This is a genomic window from Phenylobacterium sp., assembly GCF_035569475.1.
Classification (GTDB): domain Bacteria; phylum Pseudomonadota; class Alphaproteobacteria; order Caulobacterales; family Caulobacteraceae; genus Phenylobacterium.
In genome coordinates this window covers 1-19,835 of sequence record NZ_DATMNA010000078.1, presented here as the reverse complement: position 1 = coordinate 19,835, position 19,835 = coordinate 1, and the positions used below count along the sequence as shown (strand labels likewise).

General features: G+C 69.4%; 21 protein-coding genes and 1 other RNA gene. 6 read left to right on the top strand and 16 right to left on the bottom strand.

Annotation, left to right across the window (positions count from 1 at the left end):
* Positions 1–7: 7 nt before the first annotated feature.
* From VNW53_RS11895 to ssrA, 8 genes are all read right to left on the bottom strand, one after another.
* The gene (locus VNW53_RS11895) at positions 8–694 is read right to left on the bottom strand and encodes a flagellar assembly protein FliH (RefSeq protein ID WP_325555880.1); all 687 of its coding nucleotides are present in this window, start codon (positions 692–694) and stop codon (positions 8–10) included.
* Positions 694–1,725: a flagellar motor switch protein FliG gene (fliG, locus tag VNW53_RS11890; RefSeq protein ID WP_325555879.1), complete on the bottom strand. Its 1,032-nt coding sequence runs from the start codon at positions 1,723–1,725 to the stop codon at positions 694–696. Before fliG ends, VNW53_RS11895 begins: the two co-directional genes overlap by 1 nt.
* Positions 1,722–3,368 (bottom strand): flagellar basal-body MS-ring/collar protein FliF, encoded by a 1,647-nt coding sequence (fliF, locus tag VNW53_RS11885; RefSeq protein WP_325555878.1) that lies wholly within the window; start codon positions 3,366–3,368, stop codon positions 1,722–1,724. Before fliF ends, fliG begins: the two co-directional genes overlap by 4 nt.
* 165 nt (positions 3,369–3,533) lie before the next feature.
* On the bottom strand, positions 3,534–5,774 hold the full coding sequence (locus VNW53_RS11880; protein ID WP_325555877.1) for a serine hydrolase domain-containing protein: 2,241 nt from the start codon (positions 5,772–5,774) through the stop codon (positions 3,534–3,536).
* A gap of 100 nt (positions 5,775–5,874) precedes the next feature.
* Positions 5,875–6,657: a C13 family peptidase gene (locus tag VNW53_RS11875; protein ID WP_325555876.1), complete on the bottom strand. Its 783-nt coding sequence runs from the start codon at positions 6,655–6,657 to the stop codon at positions 5,875–5,877.
* A 2-nt stretch (positions 6,658–6,659) separates the two neighbouring features.
* Positions 6,660–7,130, bottom strand: coding sequence for a PaaI family thioesterase (locus VNW53_RS11870; protein ID WP_325555875.1), 471 nt, complete (start codon positions 7,128–7,130; stop codon positions 6,660–6,662).
* Positions 7,131–7,140: 10 nt separating this feature from the next.
* Positions 7,141–7,635 carry an SspB family protein gene (locus VNW53_RS11865; protein ID WP_325555874.1) on the bottom strand — a complete coding sequence of 165 codons (495 nt, stop codon included), beginning with the start codon at positions 7,633–7,635 and terminating at the stop codon, positions 7,141–7,143.
* Positions 7,636–7,730: 95 nt separating this feature from the next.
* Positions 7,731–8,106: a transfer-messenger RNA gene (gene ssrA, locus VNW53_RS11860) on the bottom strand.
* Between the two features lie 129 nt (positions 8,107–8,235).
* On the opposite strand from ssrA, the gene VNW53_RS11855 reads away from it, so the two are divergent.
* Positions 8,236–8,832, top strand: a complete 597-nt coding sequence (locus VNW53_RS11855) for an inner membrane-spanning protein YciB (RefSeq protein ID WP_325555873.1) — start codon at positions 8,236–8,238, stop codon at positions 8,830–8,832.
* A 10-nt stretch (positions 8,833–8,842) separates the two neighbouring features.
* Here the strand turns inward: VNW53_RS11855 and ilvN are convergent, their stop codons facing one another.
* Positions 8,843–9,394: an acetolactate synthase small subunit gene (gene ilvN, locus VNW53_RS11850; protein ID WP_325555872.1), complete on the bottom strand. Its 552-nt coding sequence runs from the start codon at positions 9,392–9,394 to the stop codon at positions 8,843–8,845.
* A 173-nt stretch (positions 9,395–9,567) separates the two neighbouring features.
* Between ilvN and VNW53_RS11845 the strand changes: the two genes are divergently transcribed.
* Positions 9,568–9,933, top strand: a complete 366-nt coding sequence (locus tag VNW53_RS11845) for a nuclear transport factor 2 family protein (protein ID WP_325555871.1) — start codon at positions 9,568–9,570, stop codon at positions 9,931–9,933.
* On the opposite strand, the gene VNW53_RS11840 is transcribed toward VNW53_RS11845, so the two are convergent.
* Positions 9,930–10,448, bottom strand: coding sequence for a DUF4262 domain-containing protein (locus tag VNW53_RS11840; RefSeq protein ID WP_325555870.1), 519 nt, complete (start codon positions 10,446–10,448; stop codon positions 9,930–9,932). The two genes, VNW53_RS11845 and VNW53_RS11840, sit on opposite strands and share 4 nt — an antisense overlap.
* A gap of 92 nt (positions 10,449–10,540) precedes the next feature.
* Between VNW53_RS11840 and VNW53_RS11835 the strand changes: the two genes are divergently transcribed.
* Positions 10,541–10,852: a DUF6665 family protein gene (locus VNW53_RS11835; protein WP_325555869.1), complete on the top strand. Its 312-nt coding sequence runs from the start codon at positions 10,541–10,543 to the stop codon at positions 10,850–10,852.
* 13 nt (positions 10,853–10,865) lie between these two features.
* Here VNW53_RS11835 and VNW53_RS11830 read toward each other — a convergent pair whose 3' ends face one another.
* On the bottom strand, positions 10,866–12,659 hold the full coding sequence (locus VNW53_RS11830; RefSeq protein ID WP_325555868.1) for an acetolactate synthase 3 large subunit: 1,794 nt from the start codon (positions 12,657–12,659) through the stop codon (positions 10,866–10,868).
* A gap of 169 nt (positions 12,660–12,828) precedes the next feature.
* The gene (gene miaA, locus VNW53_RS11825) at positions 12,829–13,758 is read right to left on the bottom strand and encodes a tRNA (adenosine(37)-N6)-dimethylallyltransferase MiaA (protein ID WP_325555867.1); all 930 of its coding nucleotides are present in this window, start codon (positions 13,756–13,758) and stop codon (positions 12,829–12,831) included.
* On the opposite strand from miaA, the gene serB reads away from it, so the two are divergent.
* Positions 13,757–14,653: a phosphoserine phosphatase SerB gene (serB, locus tag VNW53_RS11820; RefSeq protein WP_325555866.1), complete on the top strand. Its 897-nt coding sequence runs from the start codon at positions 13,757–13,759 to the stop codon at positions 14,651–14,653. The genes miaA and serB overlap by 2 nt on opposite strands.
* Before the next feature lie 48 nt (positions 14,654–14,701).
* Complete coding sequence (locus VNW53_RS11815; protein ID WP_325555865.1) at positions 14,702–15,373, top strand: HAD family phosphatase; 672 nt, start codon at positions 14,702–14,704, stop codon at positions 15,371–15,373.
* A gap of 151 nt (positions 15,374–15,524) precedes the next feature.
* Here the strand turns inward: VNW53_RS11815 and VNW53_RS11810 are convergent, their stop codons facing one another.
* Genes VNW53_RS11810 through hflK form a run of 3 tightly spaced genes read right to left on the bottom strand, consistent with a single transcriptional unit; the run spans position 15,525 to position 18,180 of the window.
* Entirely contained in the window at positions 15,525–16,067 is a 543-nt protein-coding gene (locus VNW53_RS11810) for a GNAT family N-acetyltransferase (RefSeq protein ID WP_325555864.1), read from the bottom strand.
* The gene (locus tag VNW53_RS11805; RefSeq protein ID WP_325555863.1) at positions 16,067–16,981 is read right to left on the bottom strand and encodes a protease modulator HflC; all 915 of its coding nucleotides are present in this window, start codon (positions 16,979–16,981) and stop codon (positions 16,067–16,069) included. The genes VNW53_RS11810 and VNW53_RS11805 overlap by 1 nt, the downstream gene beginning before the upstream one ends.
* Complete coding sequence (gene hflK / locus VNW53_RS11800; protein ID WP_325555862.1) at positions 16,978–18,180, bottom strand: FtsH protease activity modulator HflK; 1,203 nt, start codon at positions 18,178–18,180, stop codon at positions 16,978–16,980. The genes VNW53_RS11805 and hflK overlap by 4 nt, the downstream gene beginning before the upstream one ends.
* A gap of 128 nt (positions 18,181–18,308) precedes the next feature.
* On the opposite strand from hflK, the gene VNW53_RS11795 reads away from it, so the two are divergent.
* Entirely contained in the window at positions 18,309–19,424 is a 1,116-nt protein-coding gene (locus tag VNW53_RS11795; RefSeq protein WP_325555861.1) for an Mrp/NBP35 family ATP-binding protein, read from the top strand.
* Here VNW53_RS11795 and VNW53_RS11790 read toward each other — a convergent pair.
* Positions 19,417–19,835, bottom strand: a 419-nt coding sequence (locus VNW53_RS11790; RefSeq protein ID WP_325555860.1) for an MFS transporter, incomplete at its 5' end; no start/stop codon positions are given. The two genes, VNW53_RS11795 and VNW53_RS11790, sit on opposite strands and share 8 nt — an antisense overlap.

Sequence of the window (19,835 nt, the reverse complement as noted above, 5' to 3'; positions counted from 1 at the left end):
CTGGCTTTCAGGGCTCTCGGGTGCCTGGAGCGGGGGTTCCGCCGCCAGGGATCAGGGGTTCGGCGTGCAGGCCCTCGGCGGCGAGCGCCGCGTGCAGGGCCTGGGCGACGCGGTCGGCGGCGGCGGCGGGATCGAAGCTCGCCGAGCCGTCGCCGAAGTCGAGGGTGAAGGCGTGCGGGCCGACGCCGGGCGTGGCGCGGACCTGGATCGCGCCTGGATAGCCCACAGCCTGGGCGGTCTCTTCCAGCACGGCCTGCAGCCCCTCCAGCAGCTCCGGCTCGGCGGTGACGATCAGGCGCGGCGCGGCCTCGATCTCGCGGGCCAGCGCTTCCAGGGCGGCGCGGACCGGGGCCTGCGGGAACCTGTCGAGCGCGGCGGCCGAAATGGCCCGCGCGCAGGCCAGCGCCAGCTCGGCGGAACCGACGCGATGTTCGTGGGCCACCGCGGCCAGGCCCGGCAGCGCCTGTTGGGCGGCGCGGCCGATGACGCCCAGCGCCTCGGCCTGGCGGTTCGCGATGCCGGCCATGGCGCGGGCCTCGCCCGCCGCTTCCGCCGCGCGCCTGATCTGCTCGACCTCGTCGGCGGTGAAGGTGCGCTTGGGCCGGGGCGATGCGAACAGCACCTCGCCGGTGGCCTCGAAAATCGTATCGAAGCCGAATTTTTCGACCGGACCTTTGGGGGCGGAGACGGTCATCAGTACACCAGCTCGTCGTCGTCGCCGCCGGCGCCGACCAGGACGATCTCGCCCTTGTTGGCCAGGTCCTTGGCGGACTGCACCATGGTCATCTGCGCCTGCTCGACCTCGCGCAGGCGGACCGGACCCATGGTCTCCATGTCCTCGCGCATGATCTTGGCGGCGCGCTCGCTCATGTTGGAGAAGAACATGTCGCGCAGGCTGTCGGAGGCGCCCTTCAGCGCCAGCGCAAGCTGATCCTTCTCGACCGAGCGCAGCAGGGTCTGCACGCCGCCCGGATCGAGCTTGGAGAGGTCTTCGAACACGAACATCAGGGCGCGGATGCGCTCGGCCGCCTCGCGGTTGCGTTCCTCCAGGGCGGTGATGAAGCGGGTCTCGGTCTGGCGGTCGAAGGCGTTGAAAATGTCGGCCATCATCTCGTGGCTGTCGCGCTTGGAGGTGCGCGCCAGGTTGGACATGAACTCGGTGCGCAGCGTCTGCTCGATCTTGTCGAGGATCTCGCGCTGCACCGGCTCCATGCGCAGCATGCGGGTGACGCATTCCAGCGCGAAGTCCTCGGGCAGGCAGGTGAGCACCCGCGCGGCGTGCTCGGACTTGATCTTCGACAGCACCACCGCGACGGTCTGCGGGTATTCGTTCTTCAGATAGTTGGCGAGAACGGCCTCGTTCACGTTGCCGAGCTTGTCCCACATGGTGCGACCCGCCGGACCGCGGATCTCCTCCATGAGGGTGTCGACCTTCTCGCCCGGCATGATCGACGAGAGCAGCTTCTGGGTGAGCTCCACCGAGCCGGTGATGGCCCCGCCGCCCATGCCCGAGACGAATTCCACCAGGAGGTCCTCGACGACCTGGGAGGTGACCTGGCCGAGACCGGCCATGGCCTGGGAGATCACCTTGATCTCCTCCTCGTCCAGGCCGCGCCAGACGCCGGCGTGGTCCTCGCCCAGCGCCAGCAGGACCACGGCGGCCTTTTCAGGCCCGGTCAGCTTGCCGGCGTCGGAGATGCCCTTGGATTTCGCCCGTGCGTTCATGCGGATTCATGCAGCCAGCTACGGATGATCGAGACCGATTCATCCGGGTGCTTGTCGACGAACTCGGCCACCCGCTTGACGGAGCTGGCCTTCACCTGGCCCTCGATGCGGGCGATGTCGATCTTCTGCTCGAGGCCCTCGTTGAGCGGAGCCGGCAGCATCTGCTGGCCGGTGATCGGGTCGACGGTGATCTGCATCGGCTGGCCGTCGGGGCTGGTGACCATGCGCGTCACGCCGGGGCCGCCGACCATGGCCATCGGGCCTCCGCCGCCCAGGGCGCCGCGCAGCAGCGGGCGGACGATGAACAGCATCATCAGGATCGCCACGACGCCCATCACCCCCAACTCGGCGGCGCGCATGACGTCGTTCTTGTCGAAGCCCATCAGCGGGTTGGCGGCGGTGACGCCGTCCGGGTCCTCGGCGGTCGGGAACTTGACGTTGACCACCTTGACCACGTCGCCGCGCGCCTGGTCGTAGCCGACCGCGGCCTGCACCAGCGTCTCGATCTGGGCGATCTCGGCGGCCGAGCGCGGCGTGTAGGGCCCGGGCTTGCCCTTCTTGTCGGGCGGGCCATAGGCGCCGTCGACGGCGACGGCGACGGAAATCTTCTTGACCGCGCCCGGCTCGGTGACCTGGGTCGTGACGGTCTTGGTGATCTCGTAGTTGGTGGTCGATTCCTGCTTGCCGCTGGCGTTGCTGGAGTCCGCGCCCGGGTCGATCCCGGTCCCGCCCGGCATCTTGGCCGCGGCCGAGGCCTGGGTCCCCTGGCCGGCGGTCCCTTCCTTGGAATTCTCGTCGGTGGTGCTTTCCGAGCGGACGACCTGGCCGTCCGGATCGAAGGCTTCCTTCTGGGTGGTGACGTGAGCCATGTCGACGTCGGCGCTGACGTTCACGCGGGCCTTGCCGACCCCGACGATGCCCTCGACCAGGGTCTTCAACTGCTTGGCGATGCGCTGCTCGACCTCGGTCTTGCGGCCGTCGGCCTCGGCGGCCATGCCGGTTTCGCCGCCGGAGAGGGTCTTGGCGTGCTGGTCGATGACGGTGACGCGGTCGGGCTTCAGGTTGGGTACGGCGCCGGCCACCAGGTTCTGCATGGCGCGCACCTGGTCGGGGCCGGGTTCGCGCCCACCGACGCCGACGGAGACCGAGGCGGACGGCTGCTCGGCCTCTTCCTCGAACAACTGGCGCTTGGGCAGCACCAGGTGGACGCGGGCCGAGGTGATGCCGTCCAGGCTCATGATCGTGCGGCCGAGCTCGCCCTCCAGGGCGCGCTGGCGGTTGAGCTGCTGGACGAAGTCCGTCTGGCCCATGGCGTTGCTGTTGTCGAAGATCTCGTAGCCGACGGAGGCGGCGGTCGGCAGGCCCTTGGACGACAGCATCAGCCGGGTGGAGGCGACCTGGTCGCGCGGCACCAGGATGGTCGAGCCGTCGCCCTTGACCTCATATTTGATGTTCCCCTGGTCGAGCGCCTGGGTGATCGAGCCGGCCTCCTTGAGGTCGAGGTTGGAATAGAGCAGGGCCTTGGGCTGCCCCAGGCCGGAGGTCACGAAGAACAGGGCCGCGGCGACGCCCGCGCCGATCCCGAGGATCGCCGCCAGTCGTCCGATGCCGAACCTCTGAAGCGCAGCCAGGATCTGGTTCAACGCCGAGCCCTTCCGAAAAACCCCAATTCGCGGGCGGGCGAACTGTCATTGCCTACCGCTAGGCAGGATTTACCCAGTGCTTGGTAAACGCGGGGTTTAGACGGGCGGCGATTGGTGCAGCTTGGTCGGTCGGCTCGATCCGCCGAACGGGAAACGAACTCTGCCTCAACCGCTCCAGGGGCTGAGCGCGCCCCACAGGGCCAGGTCCGTCGAGAAGGCGGCGTAGATCAGGACGGTGAGGGTGAAGAAGGCCTTGCGAAGGTGGGTCCAGGAATCCACCCGCCGGCCGCCCCGCCAGATCGCGGGCAGGACGATGAAGGTGGTGGCGGTCAGGCCCGCGGCCACCAGGGCGCAGGCCGAGGCGGTGATCATCAGGGCGCCGGGCCAGCGGTACATCATCTGCGCCTGATCGCCGCTCTTGGAGATCCACAGGCCGAACAGGCCGAGCGCGACCAGCCACAGCACCGCCTGGATGTTCTGCACCAGGCTGGCGCGGGTCTGGATCTGGTTCTCGCGGAACTCGCGGCGGTTGCGCACCCCGATGCCGATCAGGGTGATCAGCGCCGCACTGGCTGCGAGCGCCGTCAGCCCGGCCAGCGTCCTCGGTTGGCGCCAGACCGGCGCGCGCTCGAAGACCTGGGTCCCGTTGGCCACGTGGAAGGCCCGCGCGGCGCCGTCGGCGAAGTCGAAGGCGATCCGTTCCGAGCCCTGGGACGCGATGAAGCGGCCCTCGTCCAACGGGCCCTCGGGCACGAACGCGCGCACACCGGCCGCGTCGCTGATCGCCAGTTGGCCGCCGTGGCTGACCTCGACGGTCGCGGCGCCGTTCAACTGGTCGACGAAGCCCTCCAGGCCGGAATAGGCGCGCCGGGTGGTCAGGTAGTAGCCCGCGAAGTCGCCCGCGCGCTGGGCGAGCTCCGGCGATCCGGCCCGCGGGAACGGCTCGGGCGGGGCGTAGAAGTGCTGCACGATCCGCTCCGGGAAGCGGGTCACCAGCGGCCGGCCGGTGGCGGTGTTGGTGGAGATGAAGACGCCGAGGTTCAGGTCGGGGACCACCACCATGTTGGAGAAAAACGACAGCGTCGCGCCGCCGTGGCCGTAACCGCGGTGACCGCCGGGCAGGTCGAAGACCATGAAGCCGTGCGCCCAGCCGTTGATCCCCACCGGGGTCTTGCGCAAGGGCGTACGGAAGGCCTGGGCCGTGACGGGGCCGTAGACGGTCGCGCCGCCGAACTGGCCGCCGGCAAGCTGCATCAGCATGTAGCGGGCCATGTCGCCGGCCGTGGAGGAGCCGGCGCCGGCCGGGGCGATCTGGCCGATGAACTCATAGTCGCGGGGCGCGAAGCCCAGGGGCGTCCAGCGGTAGCCGTCGGAGATGTCGCCCACCAGCGACGCGGGCATCGGGGCGGGCAGGCCGGCCTTGGGCTCGTGCGGCTCGCGGAAGGTGGTGTGGGCCATGCCCAGGGGATTGATGATCTCGTCCTCGACCAGCCGCTCGTAGGGCTTGCCGGCGGTGTAGGTCGCCGCCTCGCCGGCGAGCGTCGCGCCGTAGTTCGAATAGCTGGAGACCGCGCCCGGCGGATGGACGCGCTTGGGCCGCTCCTGGCGAAGGTAGAGGTCGATCGGGCGCACGCGGTCGTAGTTGCGCTCGAAGAGCTGGCCCAGCGCGCGGTCCTCGAAGCCCGCCGAGTGGTCCATCAGGTTGGCCACGCGGACCGGCTGGTCGTAGCCCTGGTCCTTCACCTGCGCCTTTTCCGGCAGGTAGAGGTTCACCGGCTGGTTCAGGCGGATGCGGCCGGCCTCGACCTCCTTCATCAGGGCGATCCAGGTGAAGGTCTTGGAGATCGAGCCCAGGCGGAACAGGGCCCGGTCCGGATCGACCGCCCGCTGTGGATTGAGGCTGGCGAAGCCGTAGCCCTTCTTCAGGATCACCTGGCCGTTCTGCACCACCGAAACCGTGGCCCCGGCGATGTGCTCGCGGGCCATGGCGTCTTTCAGCAGCCCATCGGCGAAAGCCTCAAGCTCGGCGGGCGGAATGGCCTGGCCGGCGGCGAGCCGCCCGGTCGGGACGGCCCGCGCGGCCGGCTGCGGCTGCGGCTGCGGCTGCAGCGGAGGCGGCAGCGCGGGTGTCGCGGGGGCGATGGCTTCGTCGGCAGGCAGCGCCGCAGGCGCCGACTTTGGCGGGGCGGGCGGCGGCGGCGCTGCGGATGGCGTCGTGGCCGCCGGCTTCGGCTTCGGCTTGGCGGGCTTGGGCTGCAGCTTGACGTAGGGGATCGGCGCCCTGGGCAGATTGGCGGCGGGGGCGGCGTGCTTTGCAGGCGGCGCGCCTTCGTCCTGCGCAAACGCGCCGGCCTGGGGCGAGAGCAACAAAGCGGCTGCGGCGACGGCGAAGACGATGGACCGCATCGAGAACCCTGGAGACCGGAGCGGAACGCTCGCCCGGTTGTAGGCGCCGCGGTGATTCATTCCAAGCTTGCAACGCGGCCGGACGCTCGTCGAAGGCGCGTCAGTTCCCCTTCGGCCCGCCCGAGGCGAGCGAGTAGAACGGCAGCATGGGCTTGAGCGCCGCGCCGATGAAGAGCTGCGGCTCGGACGGCGGCTTCATCCCTTCCCGGGTCTCGCGCGCGGCGACGCAGGCCTGCACCGCGGTCCCCAGGACCGCGAAGTTGCCGACCTTAGGCAGGGTCTCCAGCACGCACTGGTCGAAGTAGGGGTACTTGTCGGCCTCGCCGCAGCCGAATGACGAGCGGTCGGGCCGGGCGGCGGTCAGCACCATGCGGTTGGGTCCCGCCAGCGGCGGCACGAAGACGCCCGAGAAGCAGGCCGACATGATCACCACCGTTGGCCGCTTGCCGCAGGTGGTGTCGACCATGTGCGCCAGCACGCCGGGGGGAAGGAATTCCTGGTCGACCACCACGCCCATCGGCGCGCCGTGCGAGCTGAAATAGACCAGGCAGCCGCCGGTGGCCTTCTGGGTCAGGTCGGCCAGGGCGTCGTAGATCGCCTGCGGCTCGGACTTGATCAGGGCCACGCCGGGATAGCGCTCCGGCCGCACCGAGAACTGCTTGAGGTTGGCCGGGTCGAAGCCCGCCTGCTCGAACTCATGGATCACGTCGCGGCGGGTGTTGTCGAAGGCCTCGGACGGGCCGCCGGAGTGGGCGTGCCAGTCGCCGGCCACGACCACCCAGCTCCAGTCGCTGAACGGCGAGGCGGACGCGGCGGACGCAAGGCCGAGCGCGCCGACCAGCAGAGCGCCGATCAGCCACACCAGGCGCGCCATCCGCCGCATCGCTACTTCTTGTAGTTCTGGAACGGCGTGGGGATGGCGGTGCCGGTGGCCTTGGCCAGCAGGCGGCCGTCGGCGTCGTAGAGCTCGCCCTCGGTGAAGGCCACCTGGCGGCCCCACTTGGCCACCCGCCCGACGCCGCGCAGCTTTCCCGGTGCGCCCGGGCGGAAGAAGCTGGTCTTCATCTCCAGCGTCGGGGCTACCGCGGTCATGCCCGAGGCCACCATGCAGGCCACGCTCATGCACTCGTCCAGCATCGCGCAGAGGTAGCCGCCCTGGATCTGTTTCATCGGGTTCAGCAGCAGCTCGGCGCGGGCCTCGAACTCCACCTCGACGGTTTTCGTCGCCTGGCTCACCGAGAGCATCCTGAAGCCCAGGGTCTGGGAGCCGGTGGGCTGGTTCTTGGTGCGCTGGAAGCGCTCCAGGATTTCAGCGTCGGTGAGGGTCAGCGGGTCGGCGCTGGCGACGTCGTCCATCAGGGGCGGCTCATTTCTTGCGGAACTGATCGAGGGAGACGACCTTGGCCTCGCCGTCGGCGGGCGGCGCGTCGGGGTCGGCGCCGGCGGCGGCCTTGGCCTCCGGCTCGGCCGCCTTGGCCTCGGCGGCGACCGGCGGCTCGAACTGCAGCAGGAACTGCACGCTCGGGTCGTAGAAGCGGGTGACGGCCGCGTAGGGCACGGAAAGCCGCTTGGGCTGGCCGCCGAACTGCAGGGTCACCGAGAAGAAGGTCTCGCCCGGCGCCAGGTCCCAGTATTGGTGCTGCAGGACGATGGTCATTTCGTCGGGGTACTTGCCGAGCAGGTCCGGCGGACCCGACACGCCCGGGGCGTCGGTCTTGAAGGTGATGTAGAAGTGGTGCGCGCCGGGCAGGCCTTCGGGCGCGGCCGCGCGCTTCAGCGCGGTCTTCACGACCCCGCGCAACGCATCCTGGGCCATCGCCTCATAGCGCATCAAGTCCTGGGCCGGCGGGTCCTGGGCCATGGGGTCTCCAACGAAGGTGCGCGAACCTAGCGCTTGCGCCGCGAGGCGCAAAGCCGGTTCGTGGCTGCTTTCATAGATGGGGTGCGCGGTGATGAAGTGGGAGGCTTCTGTTGGCAGGCGCCTCCCGGGCCCCGCCTAAGGATCTGAACCCCTAGGACTTAGATTGAGAACCGTCGAACCGCTTACGCGGCCAGGCGGACTTCTCCAGCGAAGTTATCGTTCGCAGTTAGTTTAAGACCCGGAACGGTGGGTCAGGCCGGAAGAAAGCAACACCTTTACACGTCTGTCGATGCTGATCGGCCCCTCACTTCCATCCCAGAGTTGGGCCCGGCGATACCCGGGAGAAGAATGGTGGAGCCGCCGGGAATCGCACCCGGGTCCAGTCCGCTTATTGCGTGCGCGTTTATCTCCATAGTCAGAGCAAGCCCTGACGCCGGCAATATAGGCCGCGCGGGTTAAGAACTGAAGTGCTCGTTCGTTCGCGAAGCGTGGACGGCGGGCGATTTTCCGCCAATCGCCGCGCGGGCTTCGTGAGCGGCCTGGGCCGCCGAGGCGGCTGGCGGTAGGTTCCCAGGCATCGGTTTTCCTTGGAGTTTTCGCATGAACGGCCTCCTCTTCGCGGCGCGCCCGCTGATCTCGGACTTCCTGCCCACCATCGTCTTCGCGGTGCTGGTGGCGCTGAAGGTGGACGTGCGGGCCGCGACGGCCGCGGCCCTGCTGGTGGGCGTGGCGCAGGTGACGGTCCAGGTCCTGCTGAAGCGCAAGGTCGAGATGCTGCAATGGGCGTCGCTCGGCCTCGTGGTGGTGTTCGGGACGCTCGGCGTCATGACCAACGACCTGCGCTTCCTGATGGTCAAGCCCAGCATCATCTATCTCGCCATCGGGGCGGTGATGCTGAAGCGTGGCTGGATGCTGCGCTACCTGCCGCCGGTCGCGGGCGAGCACGGCGCGCCGCTGATGATCGGGTTCGGCTACGTCTGGGCGGGCCTGATGTTCCTGACCGCCGCCGCCAACCTGATCGTAGCCTGGCGCTTTCCGGCCCTGTGGCCGGCCTTCGTGGCGGTGGTCCCGATGGCCTCGAAGCTCGGGCTGTTCGGCGTGCAGTTCGTCACGGTCCGGCTGATCGTGGAACGGCGGGTTCGCGCCCAGATGGCGGCCGAGGCGGCGCAGGCGCAGGCCCAGGCGATGGCGGCGTAGGGCCCGGCCTCTACAGCACCTCGACGCCGCGCTGAATGGAGAGCACCCCGGTGCGGGAGATCTCCACCAGCCCCAGCGGGCGCATCAGGTCGGCGAACTTGTCGATCTTGGAGGGCGCGCCGGTCAGCTCGAAGACGAAACTGGTGTGGGTGGTGTCGATCACCCGGGCGCGGAAGATGTCGGCCACGCGCAGCGCCTCCACGCGCTCGGCGCCCGAGCCCCTGACCTTGATCAGGGCCAGTTCGCGCTCCAGGCCGTTGGGGTCGCGGGTCACGTCCTGCACGTGGCGGGTGGAGACCATCTTGGTGAGCTGGGCCTCGATCTGGGTCAGGACCTGGGGCGTGCCGCGGGTGACGATGGTCACGCGGCTGGTGTGGGCCTTACGGTCGGTCTCGGCCACCGTCAGGCTCTCGATATTGTAGCCGCGCGCCGCGAACAGCCCGACCAGTCGGTGCAGCACCCCGGGCTCGTTGTCGACCAGCACGGCGAAGGTCGCCAGGTTCTCGACCTCCTCGGAGTGGGCCAGGTCGTAGACGGATGCGGGCTGGGCGGTGTCGGTCATGGCCGCCTTATAGCCTTGGCCGCCGCGCTGCTGCCAGCACGCTGTCACGAGCGGCGGCTAGAACGTCGGTGTCGCATTCGCGCCCCACGGCGCGTCTTCACTGGGGGCCTGACGCCGGACCGTCATCGGGGCGGCGCAGGATTGGACCCACAAGCTAGGCAAGGGAGTTCGTCATGACCACTCACGAGATCGCCAACGATCTGGTCGCGCTGTGCAAGCAGGGCAAGTTCGCCGAGAGCGGCGAGAAGTACTGGGCCGCCGACGTGGTCAGCGTCGAGGCCGGCGCCCCGGGCGGCGGCGACCCGGTCAGCCGCGGCATCGACGCGGCCCGCGGCAAGGGCGAGTGGTGGACCGCCAACCACGACGTCCACGGCGTCGAGGTCGAGGGCCCCTACGTCAACGGCGACCAGTTCGTGGTCCGCTTCAAGATGGATATCACCCAGAAGGCCAGCGGCCAGCGGATCACCATGGACGAGATGGCCGTCTACACGCTCAAGGACGGAAAGATCGCCGAGGAGCGGTTCTTCTACGGCGGCTAGCCGCCGGCAGTGCCGGTTGGAAGATAAAGCTCCCGCTGGAGGGGCCGCAGACGTTCGTCGTACTGCGGCTCCCACGGGAAATGGCCGTCGGGGTCGGAAATCACCAACTGGAAGGCCGCGATAGGCCCCTTTTCGGGCGCGAGGATTGTCGCAAAATCCTCGGCCAGGCCCAGCCACGGGTTCTCAGGATCGTTGTCGTAGAGGCGGCTGGGGTGCACTTCGCGCCAGATGAGGGGATGCTCGAACTCTCCGGGCCGCCACGCCTCCTTGTCGCGCATAACGAGCTTTCCCGCCTTGAGATCGTTGTAGATTTCATGAAAGAGCCCATTGGCCGACGCCATCGGGACATCGAATACGATGACCTCAGGGGCGCCCAGGGAGGCGTGAAACCCGATCGTGTAGGCCCAGGTCGGCGCGGACTGATAGTCGCCGACGTAGATCGCCGTCCAGCCGAAGCGGCGAATGCGCCGCTTCGTATCCCAGCGATGGTATGCCCGCAGCAGCAGGTTGTGCATCGTCGCCCCCTTGCGAGAACATTAGTGGAACAAAAGTAGGGCCGTCAACGGTCAAGCTTGCGCGGCGGCGGCATGGCGCCAACATGGGGGCCATGCCGTCGCGTGAGATGCTGTTCAACCTGCTGAGGCGCCCGTCGGGCGAGGGGGCCGAGGCCGCCTTCCAGCACGAGGTGGCGGAGGAACAGGCCGCCGCGTTGGGGCGGATGGGCCGCAAGGCCGAGGCGGCGCTGGCGGCCTTGCGCGCTCACGAGGGCGAGGGCCGCGCCGAGGTGCTGAAGAAGGCCGCCGATGCGGTCTGGTGCTACTTCGTTCAGCGCGAGGTCATGGGCCTGCGCGACCGCGCCCAGATCGTCGCCGACTACCAGATCCCCCGCGAGGTGATGGTGCGGCTGGGGGCTCGCTAGCCCCAGCCGTTGCTCACACCAGCCGCTTGCCCGCGTCGTCGATGATCGAGCCCAGGTCGCGGGCTTCCTCGGCCATGATCATCTCGTTGTGCGCCTTGCCGGAGGGGATCATCGGGAAGCAGTTCTCTTCCTTGGTGACCCGGCAGTCGAAGATCACCGGCTTGTCCACCGCGATCATCTCGGCGATCAGGCCGTCCAGTTCGTCGGGGTGCTCGGCGCGGAAGCCGACGCCGCCGTAGGCTTCGGCCAGCTTCACGAAGTCGGGCAGGCTCGAGGAGTAGGAGTGCGAGTAGCGCTCGCCGTGCAGCAGCTGCTGCCACTGGCGCACCATCCCCATCCACTCGTTGTTGAGGATGAAGATCTTGATCGGCAGGCCGTACTGCACGGCCGTCGACATCTCCTGCATGGTCATCTGCACGCTGGCGTCGCCGGCGATGTCGATGACCAGGCTGCCCGGGTGGGCCATCTGCACGCCGACCGCGGCCGGCAGGCCGTAGCCCATGGTGCCCAGGCCGCCGGAGGTCATCCAGCGGTTGGGCTCCTCGAAGCGGTAGAACTGGGCGGCCCACATCTGGTGCTGGCCGACCTCGGTGGTGATGTAGACGTCCCTGTCCTTGGTCGCCTCGTAGAGCCGCTGGATGGCGTACTGCGGCTTGATCAGCTTGGCGTCCGGCGCATAGCGGAAGGAGTCCCGGGCCCGCCAGGCGTCGATCTGCTTCCACCAGTCGGCCATGGCGCGCTGATCCAGCCCATAGGCCTTGGACTTCCAGATTTCGATCAGGTCGGCCAGGACCGAACCCGCGTCGCCGACGATGCCGATGTCGGTGCGCACGTTCTTGCCGATCGACGAGGCGTCGATGTCGATGTGGATCTTGCGTGAGCCGGGGGCGAAGGCGTCGAGGCGGCCGGTCACCCGGTCGTCGAACCGCGCGCCGATGGCCACCATCACGTCGCAGTCGTGCATGGCGTTGTTGGCCTCGAAGGAGCCGTGCATCCCCAGCATTCCCAGCCACTGCGGGCTCGACGCCGGATAGGCGCCCAGGCCCATCAGGGTCGAGGTGACCGGCGCGCCGGTCAGCTCGGCGAACTCGCGCAGCAGCTTGGCGGCTTCCGGCCCGGCGTTGATCACCCCGCCGCCGGTGTAGAGGATCGGCCGGCGGGCCTTGGCGATCATCGCCGCGGCCTCGGCGATGCGGGCCGGGTCGCCCTTGGTGCGCGGCGCGTAGTTGTGGACGTGCTTGACCTCGGCCGGCCCCTGATAGGCGCCCTTGGCGAATTGCACGTCCTTCGGGATGTCGATGACCACCGGGCCGGGGCGGCCGGAGGTGGCGATATGGAAGGCCTCGTGCAGGATGCGCGGCAGGTCGGCCACGTCCTTCACCAGGTAGTTGTGCTTGGTGCACGGCCGGGTGATGCCGATGGTGTCGCATTCCTGGAAGGCGTCGGTGCCGATCAGGTGGGTCGCGACCTGGCCGGTGATGACGATCAGCGGGATGGAGTCCATCAGGGCGTCGACGATGCCGGTGACGGCATTGGTGGCCCCGGGGCCGGAGGTGACCAGCACCACGCCGGGCTTGCCGGTGGAGCGGGCATAGCCCTCCGCCGCATGGGTCGCGCCCTGCTCGTGGCGGACCAGCACGTGCTGCAGCCGCGGCTCGGCGAACAGGGCGTCATAGATCGGCAGCACCGCGCCGCCCGGATAGCCGAAGAGCACCTCGACGCCCTGGTCGATAAGCGCCCGCACGACCATTTCGGCCCCGGACAGGGTGGTGGTTTCGGCTTCAATGGTGGGCGTGTGGGCGGTCATGGCGTCGGCTCTGGTTTGGGCAATAAAAAAGGCCCACGGGGGGCCTGGTGCAAGCGACCGTTGACGGACTGAGCGGATCTCAGACCGTGGCGGGCCGCCTTACGAGTACAAGGATGGTGCGCACGAGATTTTCCTAGAAGGACTGGATCAGGCGTTTCGCATGCTGCGCCTAGGGCGTCAAGGCGGGGTTAAGAGCAAGAAACTGCCCCCACTGTCCTTCGGGGTCGATTTCGGTCAGGCGGGGCCAGCCGGCCATCTGGCCGCGCATCCAGGTGGTCTGGCGCTTGGCGTAGTTGCGGGTCTGCTGCTGGGCGGCGGCGAGCGCGTCGAGCAGCGACGCCTCGCCGCGCAGGTGGGCGGCCAGTTCGCGGAAGCCCACGGCCTTCATCAGCGGCAGGGCGGGGTCGAGACCGCGCGCGGCGAAGGCGGCGACTTCGTCCAGGACGCCGGTTTCCAGCATGGCCGCCAGGCGGGCGTCGCAACGGGCGTAGAGCGCCTCGCGCGGCGGCTCGAGGGCGATCGCGCTCCAGGCGCCGGCGGGGAGGGCGAGGGCGTTGTCGGCCTGCCAGGCGGTCAGGGGCCGGCCGGTGGCGGCGAACACTTCCCAGGCCCGGCTCAGGCGCTGGCGGTCATTGACCTCGATGCGGGCCGCCGCCGCCCGATCGGCCCCGGCGAGGCGGTCTCGGAAGGCGTCGTGTCCCAGGGCGTCGTAGTCGGCGGCGGTCTGGCGGCGAACCTCCGGCGGGATTTCCGGCGCCTCGGCCAGGCCTCGGGTGAGGGCGCGGAAGTAGAGGCCGGTGCCGCCGACCACCACGGCGGGGCGGCCCCGCGCGGCGATGGCGGCCAGCGCCTCATGGGCCGCCCGCAGCCAGCGGCCCACCGACCAGGCGTCGGCGGCGTCCACCGTCCCGAACAGGTGGTGCGGCCTGCGCGCCTCGTCCTTTGGCGAAGGCCTAGCGGTGAGTTGGCGCAGGTCGGCATAGAGCTGCATGGAGTCGGCGCCCACGATCTCGGCGCCTGTGGCCTCGGCGAGGCGCAGGGCGAGCGCGGACTTGCCGCTTGCGGTGGGACCGGCGATCAGCCAGATGCGGGGCGCCATGGATCTGGTTCTTACCGTTGTTGCGCCGCCCAACGCAGGCGCTTTCTCGCTGGCGCTGCGCGAGATCTTCGCGAGCGTGGGCGCGAAGGGGACGTCGTCGCGCAAGCTGGACGCCGGCGAGAGCGCCGCCACCGACGTTTTCCTGGAGGCGCCGGACCTGGCGGCGGTGCGCGCGGCGCTCGAGGAGCCCATGGCCGGCCAGGCGCTCGACTGGTGCGTCCAGCCGGTGGCGGGCCGGAAAAAACGGCTGCTGGTGGCCGACATGGATTCGACCATCATCAATGTCGAGTGCCTGGACGAACTGGCCGACTTCGCCGGGCTGAAGGCGGAAATCTCGGCGATCACCGAGCGGGCCATGCGCGGCGAGCTGGCCTTCGAGGGCGCGTTGCGCGAGCGGGTGGCGATGCTGAAGGGCCTGCCGGTGACGGCCCTGCAAGCCACCTATGACGAGCGGGTGCGGCTGAACCCCGGGGCGCGGACCCTGGTGCGGACCATGGCGGCCAACGGCGCGCGCTGCGTGCTGGTCAGCGGCGGCTTTTCCTTCTTCACGAGCCGCGTGGCGCAGGCGGCGCTGTTCCACGCCCACCGGGCCAACATCCTCGAGGATGCGGACGGCGCGCTCACCGGCCGGGTCGGCGAGCCGATCCTGGGGCGCGAGGCCAAGCTGGCGGCGCTGATGGAGGAGGCCAAGGCTCGCGACATCCCGCTTTCCGAGACCCTGGCGATCGGCGACGGCGCCAACGACCTGGCGATGATCGAGGCCGCGGGCCTGGGCGTCGCCTACCACGCCAAGCCGATCGTGGCCGCGCGGGCCGACGCGCGGATCGAGCACACCGACCTCACGACCCTGCTCTATTTCCAGGGCTACTCGGAAGACGCCTTCGTTACAGACTGAAGTCCGCCTTGATTTGGCTTGCCGAGCCGACTCCGCTTAGTCCGCCCCATGAACCTGCCGCGCACCGTCAAAGCTGTCGTCTTCGATATGGACGGCCTGCTGGTCGACACCGAAACCCTGATCTTCCACGCCATGGAGCGGGCCAGCGCCGACATCGGGGCTGAGATCCCGTTCTCCGTCTTCCAGCGGATGGTGGGCCTGCAGGATACGGACTCCGACCTCATCGTGGTGGAGCATTTCGGCCCGGGCTTCGACCTTGAGGCCTGGTCGAGGGCCGTGCGCGTCTACGCCGACGAAGAACGCAATGCGGGCGTCGCGCTGAAGGCCGGGGTCCTGGAAATCGTCGACTATCTCGACCGCGCCGGTGTGCCGCGGGCCATCGCCACCTCGTCCAGCCTCAAGGCCATCCGGCGGAACCTCACGCCGCACGGCCTGCTCGACCGTTTCCAGGCCTTGATCCCACGGGACGTCCAGACGCAGGGCAAGCCGCACCCCGAACCGTTCCTGAAGGCGGCGGAGGCCCTGGGCGTCGATCCCGCCGACTGCCTGGCCCTGGAGGACAGCCACAACGGCGTGCGCTCCGCCAGCGCCGCGGGGATGATGACCATCATGGTCCCCGACATGCTCGACCCCACCGAGGAGATGCGCACCCTCACCGTCCGCATCGCCCGCGACCTGCATGAGGTGCGCGAGCTGCTGGAGGCGCAGTGCGCCCCATGAGCCCATACCCAAGCCGCTCGTCCCGGCGAAGGCCGGGATCCAGATCTCAAAGCACGATGGCTGATCGGAGGGGCTCTGAGCCCAAAGAGTGCGCGTCTGAGTCATTCCATCTGGATCCCGGCCTTCGCCGGGAAGAGCGGTTCAAAGGGGATTAGCGCAGCACGATCCAGTAGCGCCGGCCGATGTCGCCCTCGACCCAGGGGTGCGGGACCTCGTCGCGGAAGACGCCGCCGTTCTTCTCGATCACCCGCATGGAGGCGGGGTTGTTCAGGTTGACCGTCAGGGTCACGCGTTCCAGCGGCAGGTTGGCGCGCACGTGGTCCAGCATCGCGGCCAGCAGGGCCGTGGCGTGGCCCTGGCCGCGGGCGGCGGGACGGACCGAATAGCCGATGTGGCCGCCCCATTTCTCCAGAATTTCGTTCAGCCGATGGCGCACGCTGGCCGAGCCCAGGAACCGATCGCCCTCGGTCCACCAGAGCTCGGTCTCCGGCACGCGCTCGCCCAGGGTCGCGTCGGGCAGGACGATGGTGGTCGGCGGATTGTTGACCAGGCGGACGAACCATTCGGGTTCGCGGGCGATCTGGGCGATCAGCCCCGGGCTCTCGGGCCGCAGGCTGTCGCGCGAATAGCCTTCGTGCAGGGCGTCGACGTAGCTGGCCATGTAGGCCAGGTCCGGCCGGACGAGCGTCGGCATCAGCGCTTGGCGCCGCCGGCGCCCGCGTTGGGCCCTTGCTCGAAGTATTTGAAGAAGGCGCTGTCGGGCGAGAGCACCAGGGTGGTGTCGCCCTGGCCCAGGCCCGCCTCATAGGCCAGCATCGAGCGATAGAAGGCCGCGAAGCTGGGGTCCTTGCCGTAGGCCTGGGCGAAGATGCGGGTGCGCAGGGCGTCGCCTTCGCCGCGGGTCGTCTCGCCGATCTGCTGGGCGTCGGCCAGGGTGATCGCCACCTGCTTGTCGGCGGTGGCGATGATCTCGCGCTTCTGCTGCTCGCCGTGGGCGCGGATCTGGGCGGCCTGTTGCTGGCGCTGGGTCTGCATGCGGCGATAGACCGAGACCCGGTTGGCCTCGGGCAGGTCGGCGCGCTTGATGCGCAGGTCGATGACCTCGATCCCCAGGCGCGATTCCTTGGCCCGGCGGGCCACGTCCAGCTTGGATTGCTGCATCAACTGGTCGCGGCGGGCGGAGATGATGTCCGACTGGGTGGTGGAGCCCAGCACCTGGCGCAGCGACGAGTTCACCAGCCGCTCCAGGCGGTCCTGGGCGATCTGCTCGTTGCGCAGGGTGCGGTAGTACTGCAACGGGTCGGAGATGCGGTAGCGCAGGAAGGCGTCGACCACGAGCCGCTGCTGGTCGGCGTCGATGATCTCTTCCTGGTCGGCCTCGAGCGCCAGGTTGCGGCGGTCGAACTTGATCACGTTCTCGACGAAAGGCTGCTTGATGTTGAGCCCCGCGCCCGGCTGGCCGGGGGCGTGGATCACCCGCACCGGCTCGCCGAACCGCAGGACGAGGGCCTCCTCGCGCTGGTCGACGACGAACAGGGTGTTGGCGACCACGATCAAGGCCACGAAGCCCAGGATCAGCCAGAGGAACAGGGGCGTGGAGCGGCTCATTGGTACGCTCCCGACGGCGCCGGTTGTTGCTGCTGCTGCTGCTGCTGCGCCGGCGCGACCTGCACGGGGGCCTGCGGCTGGGCCGCGGCCGGGCCGCTGCGCGGGCGGAAGACGTCGGGCGGCAGGATCACGGGGGCGGTCACGCCCTTGCCGGAGATCACCACCTTGTTGGAGGCGGCCAGGACGCGCTCCATGGTCTCCAGATAGAGCCGGTCGCGGGTGGCCTGGGGCGCGCGCCTGTACTCGTTGTAGATCGAGTTGAAGCGGGCCGCGTCGCCGGTGGCGGTGCGCACCGACTGCTCGCGATAGCCCTGGGCGGACTGGACGATCTTGGCCGCGTCGCCCTTGGCCTCGTTGACCACGCGGTTGGAGTAGGTCTCGCCCTCGTTGACGGCGGTGGAGGCGTCCTGCTGGGCGTTGCTCACGTCGCGGAAGGCGGCGACCACTTCCTGCGGCGGGTTCACGGCGCGGATCTGCACCTCGACCACCCGGATGCCGGCGCCCCAGCTGTCCAGGGTCTTCTGCATCAGGTCGGCGGTCTCCAACTGCACCTTGCCGCGGCCGTTGGTGAAGATGGAGTCCAGCAGGGTCTTGCCGATCACCTCGCGCATTGCGCTCTCGGCGACGGCCTTGACCGCCTCTTCCGGATTGCGGGTCGCGAAGACGTAGCTCCTGGCGTCCGCCACCCGCCAGGTGACGCTGAAATTGAGGTCGACGATGTTCTGGTCGCTGGTCAGCATCAGGCTTTCCTGCGGCACATCGCTGTCGGCCGTTCCGCCGCCGCCGATGTCGAGGCGCTGCAGGCTGGTGACCGGCACCTTCTCCACCGCCTCGATCGGATAGGGCAGGTGGTAGCGCAGGCCCGGCGCCTCGGAGCGCGAATAGGCCCCGAAGGTGGTGACCACCGCCTGTTCGTTGGGCCCGACCTGGTAGAGGCCCGAGAGCGCCCAGAGCGCGAAGGCCGCGCCGGCGACCACGGCGATGACGCCCGGCTGCACGCCGCGCCCGCCGCCGCCGAACAGCGCCTGCAGCCGCTCGCGCAGGCGCTCCATGCCGGCGTTCAGGTCCGGGCCGCCGGGACGGCTGGGCCCGCGCCCGCCGCCACCCGGCCGGCGCTGAGGCGAATCCTTGCGCTCACCGTCATCGCCCGAGGGCGGGGAGCCCCAGGGGCCGGGATTGGCGTTGTCGTTCCAGGGCATTTGCCGGGTCGGTCTTTGTTCTTACGCTTTGGGCTTTGTTATGGTCGATCCAGGCCCAGCGCCCATATAAGGCCGGCGCGGTCCATGGATATGAGACCCAGCCTCCGTCAAAGCAAGCTTAAGGCGTCATGAGCGAACAGCCCGCCCCCGATAGAGCCGCGATCCTGGCCGCCCTGGACGCCGTGCGCGACCCGAAGTCCGGCCAGGGACTGACGACGGCGGGTCTGGTCCGCGGCCTGACGATCCGCGGCGAGAAGGCGGCCTTCATGATGGAGATCCCGGCGGCCGACGCCGGGCTCTACGCCCCGGTCCGCGACGCGGCCGAGAAGGCCATGGCCGCCGTGCCCGGCGTCGCCACAGCCCAGGTGGTGCTGACCGCCGAGAGCGCCGGCGCCCAGTTCGACCTCGCCCCGCGCCGCCGCCCGACCGCGCGCGTGCAGGAGGATCCGCAGGCGAAGCTTTCGCCCATGGGCGAGGCCGAGCGCCCGCCCTTCGTCGGAAAGGTGATCGCCATCGCCAGCGGCAAGGGCGGGGTCGGAAAGTCCACCGTGGCGGTGAACCTGGCGGCGGCCTTCGCGCGGCTGGGCCTGAAGGCCGGCCTGCTGGACGCCGACATCTACGGCCCCTCGGCCCCGCACATGATGGGCATCAAGCACGAGGAGCCGACCTTCGACGAGGAGAAGCGGCTGATCCCGCTGATGGCCTGGGGCGTGAAGGTCATGTCCATCGGCTTCATCGTCGAGGACGGCACGGCCAACATCTGGCGCGGGCCGATGGCGTCTTCCGCCCTGCGCACCCTGATGAACAGCGTCTGGGGCACCGCGGAGGACCCGCTGGACGTGCTGGTCATCGACCTGCCGCCCGGCACCGGCGACATACAGCTTACCCTGGTCCAGAAGCTGCAGCTCGACGGGGTGGTGATCGTCTCGACGCCGCAGGAGATCGCGCTGATCGACGCCCGCCGCGCGGCCACCATGTTCCGCAAGACCGGCGCCTCGATCCTGGGCGTGGTGGAGAACATGTCCTGGTTCCCCGATCCCGCCACCGGCGCGCGAATCCCGATCTTCGGCGAGGGCGGCGCGGCGCGCGAGGCCCAGGCGCTCGGCGTGCCCCTGCTGGGCCAGGCGCCCATCGACGTGGCGCTGCGTCAGGCCTGCGACGACGGCGAGCCGCTGGTGGCCTCCAAGCCGGACAGCCCGGCCGCCCACGTCTTCATGGACATTGCGCGCCGGCTGATCAGCTAGCCCGCGCGGCGATGTTCTCCCCGGGGCCGCCCATGACCTCGATGGACGCGGCGAAGTTGCGCGCTTCGAGGTCTTCCAGGGCCGTGCGGATTTCGCTCTGCCGCTTGGAGTCGAGCTTGTAGCCGATCAGGCAAGCCGAGCCGATGACCACCAGGACGATCGGCGCGAAGACGTAGCACATCTCCAGGCCGCGGATGGCCGCCGGTGTGTTCACCGCGCCGGGCTTGGGGATGAACCCGACCATGTCGAGGATCGGGTAGATGATGGTCACGGCCAGGGACGAGCCCAGCTTCTGGGTCAGGGTCACCAGGGCGTAGAGCACGCCGGCCCGCTCCCGGCCGGTCTCCAGCCGCAGTTCGTCGGCCACGTCGGCCACCATGGCGCGGATCAGCACGATGAAGGCCGAGCCGC